Consider the following 14,320-nt stretch of genomic DNA (forward strand, 5'->3'; position numbering starts at 1 on the left):
ATGACAAACATGAGCTGGTTCCAGCAGTTATCTTGCGCTTGGCAAAAGACGCAGCTACAGCGTCCGGAGCTGGCCTCAATGTTCACTACCCCTTCGGCTGAGCAGTGGGTAGCGATTGACTGTGAAATGACTGGACTGAACCCCAAAAAGCACCATTTACTATCCGTGGCAGCGATACATATCAATGGTAATACGATCGATACGGGTAACTGTATGCATCTGGTATGCAGACCGCCTGTAATGCCAGATCGCGATACAATTGTCATTCATGGTCTGCGTACTGCTGATGTCGAGCATGGCATGAGCTATGACGACATGCTGACTCTCTTGTTACCTTTTATTGATAACCGACCCATCGTCGGATTCTGCACACAGCTCGACATGGTATTTTTGAATCCTTTGGTGAAACGCTATATGGGAACGACCCTACCCAACAAAGTCATCGATGTGCGTCAATTATACAGTCGACGTATGGGCGACCGTACGCAAGGTATTCCTAATCAAACGCAGCATTTGACTAATATTTTGGCGCATTATGATATTCCTGAGCTTGGTGCGCATGATGCTTATAACGATGCAATAATGACGGCGATGGCGTTTTTGCATGTACGCTAGCCTTTATCATTGACGATAAAATTGAGCTTCTGAGAGCATGTGCGAAAACAGCAACTCATGTTACCATAGGCAGTTTTTGCCACCTGATGAAAGATGCTCATGCGATACCCTTCTCAACGCGATCTCTGTCGATACAATCCATCTCAACGCGACCCATCTCAACGCAATAGCCACACGCCCATTACAGCAAAGCTCACCACGCTCTGTAGCCATGTGCCACTATTTAATCAATCTAAAAAACGTTTGCCGATACTTGCGCTACTGTCAGCGGTTATGCTGGTGCCTACCTACGCACAAGCCGCGCTGCCAACAGCCATTCATGCTGCCTTATTGCGTGCAGATCTGACAGAATCTGACATCAGCATCATCGTCACGCCAATAGGGGACAAGAATGCCAGTCGTCTGCCTGCTCCTATTCAGGTGATCGATAGCAGTGATGTTGATAGTCAATTGATGCCGACGACACCATCTAAAAATACGACTACCAATATGCCTACTGATAAGAACAGTAGCAGTCAGAAAGCGACTCAAAATAATAACAACCATGCCGCCAGTAATCCTGACCAACAAAGCGCATTGATTACTATTGAAAAGCGCACGATTGAACAGCACGAGCAGAAGATACACGACTATACTGATGATCCTTATACTTATCAGAGTGTAGAAAGCATCCCAACGGTAGTGCCTGACGATCAACCAACCCATGCTAACGATGCCAACAACGCGGTGAGCACTGATAACACTTCTATCAAAATCTCCTTTTCACCATTATTGAATCATCAACCTGATGTCCCTCGTACCCCTGCTAGCACCATGAAACTCGTTCCCAGTTTTATCGCTTTGGACACACTAGGGGCAGACTTTGTATGGTATACACGCGTCTATCATACTGGTATTGTCATCGGCGACCGTCTACATGGTGATTTGATCATTCAAGGTAGTGGCGATCCAAAAATGACCCACGAGCGTTTGAAGGAGCTGCTGTATAAAGTACAAACCTCAGGTATTCGCCATATCGATGGTGACATCATCGTTGACAGTGCAATCTTCAAAAACGTGAGCGAAGATCCTGCTGCCTTTGATAACTCACCTTTGCGCCCTTATAACGCCAGTCCTGATGGTTTTTTGGTCAACTTTAGCACCATTGGTATCAAAACCTACCCCTCAGATAATGGCCAAGCGAGCTTGACCTATAAGCCGCGACTGGCCAACTATCAGCTGCCTGATAAGATAAATACCCGTGCCGCTTACTGTGGACAGGCAAGCTACAGCCTATCGCCGCAGTGGCAAGCGGAGCGGCTAACACTCAATGCCAGTCTGCCAGAGAGCTGCGGCGAGCATGTGTTTTATGTGGCGTATCCTAATGCCAAAGAGTTTGCGGCACACGTCATTGCTGCCAAATGGCAAGCACTAGGCAATACCCTGAGCGGCAAAGTGATCTCACAAGAAACCCCTTACGATGCCCAAAATACCTCAAAATCAGTACATGGTCTCACCGCTATTACTATGTCACCCTTGCCTATGGTCAGCTATCCTTCGTTGAACCTAACGCAGCAGATTCATGATATTAACCACTTTTCAAACAATGTTATGGCTGAACAAGTGGCCCTATCTATAGGTGCCTATGACACAGCAGGACTGACTCAATCAACGGCTATTAATAACAATACTAGCGAGTTAACGAATAACATAGTAGTCAATAATCAGAATACCCATAAAAAAGCTGATAGCCTATATCAGTTTGGCACACCTGCTGGTACTGATTATTCTTCAGCCTTACAGACCATCAATCAATGGTGGCAAACCAATCTAAGCACACCGCCACCTTATTTGACCAATGGCTCGGGACTCTGCCGCGACTGTACCATCACCGCCGCCAACCTAAGCGAGCTGTTGACTTACGCTTATGGTCACCCAAGCTTTGATGCGTATGTAGACTCGTTAGGTATCGCTGGGGTCAGTGGCACCATTGCCGCTCATAGTGAGCGATTACCTAACTCAGCAGCGATTGGCCGAGCATGGATAAAAACAGGTACATTAAATAACGTCACATCAATGGCAGGCTATGTCAAAGGGTTATCAGGTCAAGACTATGTCGTTGTGGGTATGATTAATACAGATCAAGCGCTCAATCCTTATACAGCAAGACCTGTATTAGATGCAGTACTCGACTGGACCGCTCAGCGCTGATGGTTTTTCTAAAGCGATGCTTAGTGAGCAGTAGTAAAGCAGCAGATATTTTGACGCAAGTGGTATGATTATTTGCACAGCAATTATGACTGCTATATTTATTAATATATTTTAAAACTTTTCTTCTTACCTTTACAAAGGCCAGCTTATGTCACGCCAGACAACCAATCTCAGTAAGCCTCGAACGCTTGCGTCAAGTCAGCCTAAACTGGCGCAATATATCGGGTTTTTTGCCATTGGTTACATCCTAGCCAGCGCCATATTTATGATGATTCAGACCAAGATTGCGCTTAACTCGCAACTGGTCATGGTCGTCTCTATCATCGTCGGTGCCTATATTGCTGTCAGCAAATTCATCAAGCATCAGCAGCGCGCCTTGGCTAAAAATGAAATCAACCGGCTCATGTTTGGCGGTATTGCGGTTGTTTGGTTATTGACGGTCCTTTATTTTTTAGCCATATGGTTTTGGTTATTTGATGCAGTCAGCCGTGAGGTGCTACTTGAGATGGCAATGGCACGGCCTTTGCCCTTGCTCTCTTCACTGGTGTTGATGCTGGTATTCACCTTGGTCAGTACGCGTATCAGCCTATGGGCCATCAACCATTTCTTGAACCCTGCTCTCAAAACAGTATGAACACACTCGACCATTTACTACGAGCATAACCAACCACCTACAAGGTAATACAAAGTTTTCTCCTACTTATACGTAAAATCCGTTAGGCTAACTTTGAGCAGTCAAATTTTAGCGGTTATTTGTTTTACTTTATAATAGGAGCAGACATCATGGAAACGGTTTTTTTTGACAACATAGATAAGCTCGGGCGCATTGTTTTAACGACTGTTATGGTCTACGTGTTGATTGTGTTGGTGACCAAAGCCTCGGGTAAACGCTCGACGTCACAACTCAATAATTTTGATTGGATCGTTACGGTAATGATTGGCTCATTGGGCGCCAGTACCATTTTGCTCAAAAACATCCCTTTCATCGAAGGGGTGTCATCAATATTGGTACTCTATCTCTTACAGTTTTTGGTGACCAAATACGCCTCTATCTCACCGCAATTTAGCAGTGTTATTTTGTCTGATCCACGTATTGTCTTTTATCAGGGGCAGTTTTTGCCAGAGGCGATGCGTGCCGAGCGCTTGACTCGTCAAGAAATCGAATGTGCGATGCGTGCTGAAGGTATCAATAATTTTGATGATATCGAAGCTATTGTCTTTGAATCTGACGCCAAGCTCAGCGTGATTCCAAAACAACGCCAAGCCGATTCGAATGATGATGAGCAGGATGTAGATCACAGCGTATCAGAGACCATTACCCCTTTGATGTAGTGATTAGATAATCGAGCACTGATGGCTATCAATACTCAGATTCAGTGCTCAAATGTAAAAATTTTTCAATTTAAAAAATGGTACGTACTATGAAGGTAAGAATTTTGACCGTTGGCAATAAGATGCCTAGCTGGGTGCAAACAGGTTTTGATGAGTATTTTAAGCGTATTCAGCCCATGCTGAGCACAGAGATTGTGGAAATTGCCGCCGCAAAACGGTCAAAAAACCCTTCAGATGCCAATCTAGCACAGTACCGTGAGCAAGAAGGTCAAGCGATATTGGCCGCTCATAATGCCGCGAGCCGTGAGCAATTATGGGTACTAGACGTCAAAGGTAAGATGATTTCGACAGAAGGATTAGCTGATAAACTCGCTGATGGCATGCAGCAAGGTGATGATATTGCGTTGGTCATCGGCGGTGCAGATGGCGTATCACCAGCAGTGTTAGCAAAAGCCGACGCAAAATTATCATTATCAGCCCTGACACTGCCACATCCGCTGGTACGCGTCGTCCTGATGGAGCAGCTATACCGCGCGATGAGTATCAATAATAACCACCCTTATCATCGCGGTAATTAACCAAACTCTAAGCTGTTTTTTTGATTTAAAACATCAATCCCAAAAGAGATTGAAAAACTGGCGTACGCCCTAATAAATGGAACATGAAATATCCAAAACGCGCGACATCCAAAGCCTCTCAGACTACGCATCAGCGTGATCACCATCACGACACTGTACAGACACCTATTACCTCTGCTGCGGCATGGGAAAGTGCATCTGCTATAATGCCCAATGCATCCAAACTACCTGCGTTATTTATCTCGCACGGGGCACCTACGCTTGCGATTGAGCAATCTGCCACGACCAGCGCATTGGCACGTATCGGGCAAAATTTACCTAAACCACGTGCCATCGTTATTATGTCGGCGCATTGGCAATCAGCAAAACTTGAGATTAGCAGTAACCCGCAGCCAAAAACGTGGCATGACTTCTCGGGTTTTTCGCCCGAACTGTATGAACTACAGTATCCTGCATCAGGTCAACCAGCGCTGGCTGAGACGCTTGTTCAGCAGCTCACCGCGCGCGGTATCACTTGTAGCGTCAATCCTGTACGTGCCTGTGATCATGGAGTTTGGGCACCGCTCAGACACCTGTACCCAGAGGCAGATGTGCCTATCGTTCAAGTATCATTGCCTCAGTATTACGATAGCATTGCTTGCTATCAATTGGGCGCGCAGCTCGCACATTTGCGTGACGAGCAAATTCTTGTGATTGGCTCGGGTAATATCACTCACAACTTACAAGCGCTACGCTGGGAAGCCGACAGCATCGATCAGGCTGCCAAAGCCTTTAAGCAATGGTTGCTCCAGCAGCTCAAGATAGATATCCCCACTGCCCTTGACTGGCAGCAATATCCTCAATACAAAGACATTCATCCAAGTGACGAGCATTTGCTGCCATTATTTTTTGCGTTAGGTGCGGGTCAGCGCGTCTCAGTTGTTCATCAGAGTATGGCGCATCACAGCTTGGGCATGGATATCTATCGCTTTGATTAAGTGATACCTATTTAATCAAAGCGTTCAAACCTACTTTTCAAAGGCAGGTTTGGTAAATAAACCTGCACGCTCCATCTCACCTGCCAGACTAAATAGCGTCGCCTCATCATTCATACGTCCGATGAGTTGCATACCAATTGGCAAGCCTTTTTTACTCATGCCGACTGGCACCGACATGGCTGGCAATCCTGTGACGTTGCCCAATAACGTGAAGCCCATTTTTCCTAGCACAGGCGCGCTTAGCTTTTCGATCATACCCGAGCTAAAGGCATATCTACCCATATCAAAACCTTTATTCAGTACCCCAGCGCTACGCATCATCATCTCATCCATACGACTAGGCGGCAGTACGCCGTGTTTGACCGCAGGTGTTGGTACGGTCGGGGACAAAATCATATCGTAGGTTTCTAATAACAGTCCCGTTTGATACTGACTGTTATGCCAACCGTGTTTGGCATGAACCAAGTCCACTGCTGATAGCGAACGTCCGAGTAGCGCCATGTTGTAGGTTTGTGGCTCTAGGTTTTTGACATGGGCAGTGCCAAACTCACGCTCGATATTATCAATCGTAAAGGCGGTATGCGCGCAGACCACCACGATAAAGTCATGCCAGAACTGCTCGATATTGATATTTGGCTCAGCGGGTATTACTTGATGCCCCATAGATTCTAGTTGCTTAGCGGTTTGCTCCAGTACAGCAAGGACTTCTTTATCCACTACGGTATTGGCAATCAATGGCTGCTGCTGCAGAGCGATTTTCAATGGTCGCGGTGCACGCATCGCCGCTTGCAAAAATGTGCCATCTGGCGGCGCAATGACATAAGGCGAACCAACCTCCGCGCCACTGGTAGCATCGAGCATCGCGGCACTGTCACGTACCGAGCGCGTAATCACATGATCGGCAACTGCCCCGTCCCAGCCTTCACCAAGATTAGGACCAAGCGGATTACGACCACGGCTTGGTTTTAAGCCAAACGCACCGCACCAAGCAGCCGGAAACCGTATCGAGCCGCCGCCATCACCAGCGCCTGCCATCGGTACGATACCGCTCGACACTGCTGCTGCACTACCACCCGATGAGCCACCAGAGCTATAACCTTTTTTAAAGGGATTATGAGTGGCACCATGTGCTTTTGGCTCAGTGGTGATAATCAAACCAAATTCAGGAGTGTTAGTCTTACCAAAGGTGTTCACGCCCGTGGCTTTCATTCGCTTGACGATTTCGCTGTCTTTTTCTGAGATGATATTGACGCTACGGCTGCCCATCGTGATAGGCTCATCCGCAAAACTAAATGACAAGTCTTTTAGCAGATAAGGCACGCCATTGAACACACCAGATGGCAACCCTGCCTGCGCAGCGTTATAAGCGCGTTCATCGAAACGGTGAATAATGGCATTTAGCTTGGGATTGAGTTTATTGGCCTGATAAACGGCTGCATCCAGCAACTCCTCTGAACTGACCTCACCTGAATTAACCAGTGCCGCTAAGGCGAGTGCATCGTATTGGGTATATTCTTTAAACATAACTGACCTTCCTTGGAGAGTAATTGTAGTAAGTTTTTTGAATATTTATTTCATCAATAACTGTCAGTTTAGTATAAAAAATCACGACTTATGATTGATAAACAAACTCACTGGTCATTTGAAAGTTTTGGTAGCTAGTTCGTTTATGAATGAAATTAATCTTAAATCTCTTTCACAAAAAAAACGAGCCACTTTTATGACTCGTTTTTTCATTATTAATTCAATACTAAGCGCTACATTAACAATTCGCGCTTACCACTTTTGCCCATGGAGCTGACCAGTCCAGCGTCTTCCATCGAGTCGACAATACGGGCGGCACGATTATAGCCGATGCTGAACTTACGCTGGATACTAGAAGCCGATACTTTACGCGTTTCCATAATAAAGGCGACGGCATCATTATATAGATCATCATCCTCGCCAGAGGCATTAGCCGTGCTACCACCGCCCGGACTAGACAACTCAAAATTGCCTGCCATATTGTCAATATAATCGGGAGCACCGCGCTCGCGCCATGCGTCACAGACACGGTTGACCTCTTCATCACTGACATAAGCACCGTGTACACGATCTGGTTCAATCTGACCTGGCCCCAAGAACAACATATCACCGTTACCCAGCATGTCTTCAGCACCGCCACTATCTAGGATCGTTCGTGAATCGACTTTTGAGTTCACACGTAGTGCTGCACGCACAGGAATGTTTGCTTTAATCAAACCCGTAATGACATCTACTGATGGACGCTGAGTAGCTAGCATTAAGTGAATACCCGCCGCACGTGATTTTTGCGCCAAGCGCGTGATTAACTCTTCGGCTTGCTTACCAACCTGCATAATCATGTCGGCAAACTCATCCGCGACAATGACAATCATCGGTAAGGTTTTGAGCTTCGGCGCTTGGCTGATACTCACGCTGTCATTCGGTCGCCATAGAGGATCAAGCATTGGATTGCCCGATTTCTCTGCCGCAATGACTTTTTTATTAAACTCATTGAGCTTACGCACTTTGAGCAAGCTCATTAGCTGATAACGACGCTCCATTTCGGCCACGCACCATGACAAGCTACTAGCCGCTTCCGTCATATCGGTGACTACTGGCGTTAGCAAATGCGGAATGTCATTATAGTTAGCCAGTTCGAGCTGCTTTGGATCAATCAAGATCAGACGCAGCTCATTGGGCGTGTACTTGAGTAACATCGATAATAGCATCGAGTTGACTAGTACGGATTTACCAGAGCCTGTGGTACCAGCGACCAGCATGTGCGGTGCGCGGGCAAGATCAGTAATAATGGGGTTGCCACCGATGTCCTTACCCATCGCCATACTGATTTGTGCTTTAGGGTCTTTGAACTTTTCGGTATTCAATAGTTCAATCAAGCGCACCATTTCACGTTTCTTATTGGGCACTTCGATACCGATATACGGCTTACCAGGAATGACCTCGACCACACGCAATGAGGCCATCGATAGTGAGCGCGCCAAGTCACGCGAAATACCAGTAACTTTACTGGCCTTTACGCCAGCAGCGAGCTCCACTTCAAAGCGAGTTACGACAGGCCCTGGGATAGCGTTGACGACGTTGGCTTTTACATTGAACTCTTGGAGCTTGATTTCTAACAACTCAGATAATTGCTCAAGCTCAGCAATGGTATAGCTAGGCTTACGGTCAGGATCAGGCTTGTCCAGTATAGACACATCTGGAATAGGGGTTAGGCTACTGCGATAGGCAGCCGTCTGCATCGAGCGTGATTTTTGACTGAACGCCGCATCGTCACTGATATGCGGCATAACTGGTGCACTGGTGTCGTCAGTAGCATCATCCTCCGGCATCATGTCAGTGATATGGTTGCTACTATCACCTTCTGGTACCGCAAAGCTGACGGATGGTTTAGCTGGGGCTACAGGCTGCGTATTTGAGGCCGAACTGACCGCTTCCACAGTTGGCGCCGCTTTTGGATTGGCAGGCGGCGTATTGGTTGGGGTCATGTCAGAGACGCCTGACACTGGCGGAGCGACTTCTATCGATGACTGAGCCGTTGAGATTTCAGACACAGATAGTGAATCATCACTATGTGGCAGTTCATTCTGTTCATGAGAGGATGCATTTGAAAAACTAGGAGTCATTTCAGGCGCAGGCTTTGATCGCGCTTCTTGCGCTGGCTGCTCAGTAACATGGGTTGTAGCAGGCTCTATATCGGCATGCTCCGCCAACCATGTTTCTGCTAACTTATCGACACTTCCCATTGTATCATCTGGGTGAGAGTCTTCCGGCTCAGTAATAGCTTGATTGACAGCTTGAGCATTCGTTGATTCATCCATTGAGGATTGAGTAGCTAGTTCTTGATTAGATAGAGTTGCGGCCTCTACCATCGGTGCTGCTACCGAGGTTTGTACTGTTTCTTCTAATGACACATCAGTGACGACTTTACTCTGTGCATAGTTAGGCACAGTAGAATTATCTATGCTGTTAGTGCTATAAGCCATCTGTTCACGCGCGAGCAAATCATCAACCGTATTTGCATCATTCCACGCAAAGCTTGGCTCAACTTTACGAGCAGGCGCTACGGTAGGGTTTGATATCGTTGATGTGTTTGTGTCACTGATTGTACTACCAACCGTAGCATTAGCAGTTGCTGCGGCCGCGTATGGTGGCTCACTTTTTTCATCGCTAGACGTAGCTGCTGCTTTTGCTGTCGCCATAGAGGCTTTCACACTATCAGCCAATCCTGACGTCGACAAAAAATCTGACAATACATTGCTGAATCTGCCACTATTATCTACTGCCTGAGCACTATTCGCATCATCAGTTGATTGCAGCTCAAGTGGCAGCTGCTCGTACTCGGCTGTTTGATTGGGATTATTTTCTGGGATGTTATCAGCGTTTTGTGAGACATTACTTTGTTGATCTGCTTGAGCCGTGTCTTTATTTTTTAACCCTGAGCCAAGCCAAGATAATGCTGTAATCTTCTGATATATAGCAAGCCAATGGATGTTAAAGGCAAAGGTAGCCGTAATCACGACAAATACCGCCAAGAAAATCACACTCCCCCACTGCGATAGCAACTGTGCCAAACGCTCCTGCAACTCAAGACCGATGATACCACCAGCCACGCCTTCAAGTCCCGTTGATGCAGGATTGGCTACTTGCTGAACCAATGCAACCAGTTGTGCAAATAATGCACTGGCACTCAACAGCAAAAACACATAAGCGACCAGTCGCATGAGCCAAAACGTCGGCTTATTGTCCCACCAAATAAGGATAGACTCATAAACCACAAACGCTAAAAACCACCATGCACCATAGCCAAAAAAACTATAGAGCAAGTCGGACAACCAAGCGCCCGTCTGCCCACCCATATTGTTAATGGTCGTCATATCACTACTGATGTGCGACCAGCTAGGATCATTGCCTGTGTAAGTCATCAAAATAACAAACAAATAAACAGCCAGTATTAACCCAAGGAGGGTAAATATTCCCTTTTTTAAATACTCAATAAGCGGTGCTGATATCACGTAAAATCTGCCTTGTTGTTAATACTAAATGGTCGCCAGTGCATGACTAAGCCTAATCATGCTGACATAAAGTGTTGACATATAAAGGTACCTAGCAAAGTGTTTCGTTGAGATTCGCCTCTCAAAAGGCCTGAGCATAGCAATCATCGCTTAAGCTCTATCACACTTGGCATAACTTCTTATAATAACAAATACATAGGTACAGTGGCGACACTCTTATAAAGAAAGCGTGCAAGAAAGTAAATCAATGTACGATTTGCGCAAAAAACCTGCGGATAAGCCAAAGGTTACTAACAGAATACTGCTAACAATTTTATATAGACCCTATAAAATACCAGCTGTTTCTAGCACGAGTATTTCAAGGTTATTATGCTTTGATTCTAATGATAGCTGTGTTTGTTTTAGCAAACTTGCACTTTTTGCTATCTACCCTTATGTTATTATCACACAGCAATTAGAAAAACCATATTAGTAGCAACGCTTGACGTTTTTTTATTATATTTATAACTCATATTTTTCATTCGTATACTTAGAAAGGAACAACTCATGGCAACTGACACTACTGCTCCACGTCACGAAAAGCTCATCATTTTAGGCTCAGGCCCTGCCGGTTACTCTGCTGCGGTCTATGCAGCACGCGCCAATCTTAAACCTGTTATGGTAACGGGTATGGAAGTGGGTGGCCAATTAACCACCACCACTGAAGTCGATAACTGGCCAGGCGATGCGCATGATTTGACCGGTCCTGCATTAATGGAGCGTATGAAGGCACATGCTGAGCGTTTCGGTACAGAATTGGTTTATGACCATATCAATGATGTTAATTTGAATGTACGACCTTTTGAGCTGTCAGGTAACAACGGCACCTATACTTGTGATGCCCTGATTATCTCAACAGGTGCCTCTGCTCAGTACCTAGGTCTAGAATCAGAAACCAAATTCAAAGGTCTTGGCGTATCTGCTTGTGCCACTTGTGACGGTTTCTTTTATAAAGATCAAAAAGTTGCCGTGATTGGCGGTGGCAATACGGCAGTCGAAGAAGCTTTGTACCTATCTAACATTGCTTCTGAAGTGACTTTAGTGCATCGCCGTGATAGCTTACGCTCTGAAAAAATCCTACAAGATAAGCTGTTTGAAAAAGCCAAAAACGGTAATGTTAAAATCGAATGGAACCATCAAGTCAAAGAAGTCGTCGGTGATGACATGGGCGTCAATGGTGTCGTTATTGAATCAATGATTGATGGCAGCACCAAACAGCTAGATGCAATGGGTATGTTTGTCGCTATCGGTCATAAGCCTAATACCGACCTGTTCAAAGGTCAATTGGATATGAAAGATGGCTATCTGGTCGTCAATAGTGGCTTGAATGGTAATGCCACGCAAACCAGTATCGAAGGTGTGTTTGCCGCAGGTGACGTGGCTGATCATGTCTATCGTCAAGCCATTACCTCTGCTGGCACTGGCTGTATGGCAGCGCTGGATGCAGAGAAGTACTTAGATGCCATCGGTGAGGCAACGGCGAAAGACCATACGTATGCGTCAACGCTGACTGCTGATCAAGAAGACTAAATGAATCACTTCATACAGTTCAACGATAATCATCAATACATCACGCCTGAGACTTTGAAAAGTCTTGGGCGTTATGACTTTCCTGATCCTATCTCTATCGATCCTGATGGCATTGGCATTGTCGCGATGGGTGGCGATCTTGCGCCCGACACATTGATATCTGCTTATGCACAAGGGCTATTTCCATGGTTCAATGAAGATGAGCCTATCGCTTGGTGGTGTCCTGAGCCGCGTTGTGTGATCGTTCCATCTGATTATCAACCGAGTAAGTCGCTGCGCAAGCAAGCAAGTCGCACGCGTTGGCAATTGACGCTCAATCAAGCTTTTGATGACGTTATCCATGCCTGTAGCCTGCCGCGTAGTGATGGTCTCAATAATGACTTGTCCGAAGGCGAGCATACTTGGATTCATGATGAGATGATTGAGGCTTATACTAAATTGCATGCGCAAGGCTTTGCCCATAGCATTGAAGTGTGGGACGAGGCAGGTCAGCTCATTGGTGGACTGTATGGACTAAAAATAAACGGCATCTATTTTGGCGAATCCATGTTTCATCGAGCCTCCAATGCGTCAAAACTCGCGTTTTGGGGATTGATGCGCTTGTGTGAGCAAAGTCATGTTGCACTTGTCGACTGCCAGCTACCGAATGATCATCTCATGAGCTTAGGTGCCACTACTCTACCGCGTCCTGACTTTCTTGCTCAATTAGACCGCTTAATAAGCAGTCGCTCCATCAATTGGCACAATAATTCTCACAAACCATTAGCCGTATCCCTTCTCGATACGACAAATCCTTGGCAGCATCAATCATGAAGTCTACAAAAGCTAAAGAGTTAAGAGAATTTTATGGCGCTTGATACCTCATTTCTGCTAATCGGAGAGCTGGCAGCAAAAGCCAATACAACCAAAGACACTGTGCGTCACTATGAGCAGTTGGGCCTACTAAGGTCACGTAAGCGTCAAGCAGGCTCACGTTTATATACTGAGTTTCATCCCGAGTGTGTCGAGCGTATTGAGCTAATTAAAAGCGCACAGGCCATCGGCTTTACCCTCACTGAAATCAAAAACAGCTTAAACGATTATTACGATGGACAATTGGATATTGACTTGCAGCTCATGCTGACTCAGCAAAAGCTAGAACAAGTCAGAAAACAGCAAGCCAATATAAGCGTAATGGTAGAGTTATTGAGCGAGCGTATAGATGTTCTTGCACGGATGAAAGCAGACAGCAACTATCAATTAGACACTAATATCTGTAAAAAGAAAATACCATCAAGTTAAACACGATAACGTTGGTTGAGATAAGTAATTTATCCTTAAAGAAACTACGCTTATCACTCCTAATGAGAATTTACTCTCTTCACTCACCATAAACATGTTGCATGATGAGTGCATCAACTGCAGACTGATTCGGTGACTGATAATAGCCTTTGCGTCTATGAATGACTGTAAATGATTGCTTCTTATATAACGCTATCGCAGCATGATTGTCTGCTCGTACTTCTAACAACAAACTCTCCACCTGATTACTCTGCAATACTTTATGCAACTTATCAATAATTTGCGAAGCAATGCCTTGTCGTTGATAATCAGGATGCGTGCCAATACGCAAAATTTCTGCTTGCTCAAACACCATTTGATATAAGCAGTAACCAATTACGTTGCTCTTTGCACTTTTATCTTGTGTGTACACTACCAGCATATTGATGCTGTCTTTCTCGAGCAGTTCAAGCAAAGTCTGGTAGCTCCAAGCATCTTGCGGCTGGACGATAGCTTCGATATTTGCTACGGCTTGAACCACTTGCTCAAGCTCTGCTGTATTGGTTGATAACGCTTCTATCAGAAACATGACTGTCCTTTTATTATGCTGAAATTGTATACATAAATCTTATCGCATGTTTATCGATTAATGATCCAATGATATAAATAAGTAATTAACCCTTTCCCAACACCCAAAAAAAAGCCACCCTAGATAGGATGGCTTTTTTATGACTAATTCATAATCTCATTGCTGAGACTTAAG

General features: G+C 45.5%; 12 protein-coding genes. 9 read left to right on the plus strand and 3 right to left on the minus strand.

Annotated features, from left to right (window positions below; translation table 11 throughout):
* Positions 1 to 9 precede the first annotated feature (9 nt).
* The 6 genes from QO189_RS10975 to QO189_RS11000 all read left to right on the plus strand — a co-directional run bounded on the left by QO189_RS10975 (position 10) and on the right by QO189_RS11000 (position 5,692).
* Positions 10 to 615 carry a 3'-5' exonuclease gene (locus QO189_RS10975; protein ID WP_371532745.1) on the plus strand — a complete coding sequence of 202 codons (606 nt, stop codon included), beginning with the start codon at positions 10 to 12 and terminating at the stop codon, positions 613 to 615.
* Between the two features lie 99 nt (positions 616 to 714).
* Entirely contained in the window at positions 715 to 2,805 is a 2,091-nt protein-coding gene (locus QO189_RS10980; RefSeq protein ID WP_371532746.1) for a D-alanyl-D-alanine carboxypeptidase/D-alanyl-D-alanine-endopeptidase, read from the plus strand.
* 148 nt (positions 2,806 to 2,953) lie between these two features.
* Entirely contained in the window at positions 2,954 to 3,439 is a 486-nt protein-coding gene (locus QO189_RS10985; RefSeq protein WP_371532747.1) for an ABZJ_00895 family protein, read from the plus strand.
* A gap of 149 nt (positions 3,440 to 3,588) precedes the next feature.
* A complete protein-coding gene (locus QO189_RS10990) occupies positions 3,589 to 4,137 on the plus strand; it encodes a DUF421 domain-containing protein (RefSeq protein WP_371532748.1) in 549 nt (182 codons plus the stop codon).
* Between the two features lie 89 nt (positions 4,138 to 4,226).
* Positions 4,227 to 4,715: a 23S rRNA (pseudouridine(1915)-N(3))-methyltransferase RlmH gene (gene rlmH, locus QO189_RS10995; protein ID WP_371532749.1), complete on the plus strand. Its 489-nt coding sequence runs from the start codon at positions 4,227 to 4,229 to the stop codon at positions 4,713 to 4,715.
* Positions 4,716 to 4,798: 83 nt separating this feature from the next.
* Positions 4,799 to 5,692 carry a class III extradiol ring-cleavage dioxygenase gene (locus tag QO189_RS11000; RefSeq protein WP_371532750.1) on the plus strand — a complete coding sequence of 298 codons (894 nt, stop codon included), beginning with the start codon at positions 4,799 to 4,801 and terminating at the stop codon, positions 5,690 to 5,692.
* A gap of 30 nt (positions 5,693 to 5,722) precedes the next feature.
* Here QO189_RS11000 and QO189_RS11005 read toward each other — a convergent pair whose 3' ends face one another.
* Both QO189_RS11005 and QO189_RS11010 read right to left on the minus strand, forming a co-directional pair.
* A complete protein-coding gene (locus QO189_RS11005) occupies positions 5,723 to 7,216 on the minus strand; it encodes an amidase (RefSeq protein WP_371532751.1) in 1,494 nt (497 codons plus the stop codon).
* 233 nt (positions 7,217 to 7,449) lie between these two features.
* Positions 7,450 to 10,728 carry a DNA translocase FtsK 4TM domain-containing protein gene (locus QO189_RS11010; RefSeq protein WP_371532752.1) on the minus strand — a complete coding sequence of 1,093 codons (3,279 nt, stop codon included), beginning with the start codon at positions 10,726 to 10,728 and terminating at the stop codon, positions 7,450 to 7,452.
* 546 nt (positions 10,729 to 11,274) lie between these two features.
* Here QO189_RS11010 and trxB point away from each other — a divergent pair.
* Genes trxB through QO189_RS11025 form a run of 3 tightly spaced genes read left to right on the plus strand, consistent with a single transcriptional unit; the run spans position 11,275 to position 13,578 of the window.
* A complete protein-coding gene (gene trxB / locus QO189_RS11015; RefSeq protein WP_201600372.1) occupies positions 11,275 to 12,297 on the plus strand; it encodes a thioredoxin-disulfide reductase in 1,023 nt (340 codons plus the stop codon).
* A complete protein-coding gene (aat, locus tag QO189_RS11020) occupies positions 12,298 to 13,110 on the plus strand; it encodes a leucyl/phenylalanyl-tRNA--protein transferase (protein WP_371532753.1) in 813 nt (270 codons plus the stop codon).
* Positions 13,111 to 13,143: 33 nt separating this feature from the next.
* Positions 13,144 to 13,578, plus strand: a complete 435-nt coding sequence (locus tag QO189_RS11025) for a MerR family transcriptional regulator (protein WP_058023725.1) — start codon at positions 13,144 to 13,146, stop codon at positions 13,576 to 13,578.
* Between the two features lie 79 nt (positions 13,579 to 13,657).
* Here the strand turns inward: QO189_RS11025 and rimI are convergent, their stop codons facing one another.
* A complete protein-coding gene (gene rimI / locus QO189_RS11030) occupies positions 13,658 to 14,146 on the minus strand; it encodes a ribosomal protein S18-alanine N-acetyltransferase (RefSeq protein WP_371532754.1) in 489 nt (162 codons plus the stop codon).
* Positions 14,147 to 14,320: the final 174 nt, after the last annotated feature.

Origin of the sequence: Psychrobacter sp. Arc29 (assembly GCF_041431175.1) — a bacterium.
Taxonomy (GTDB): Bacteria; Pseudomonadota; Gammaproteobacteria; order Pseudomonadales; family Moraxellaceae; genus Psychrobacter.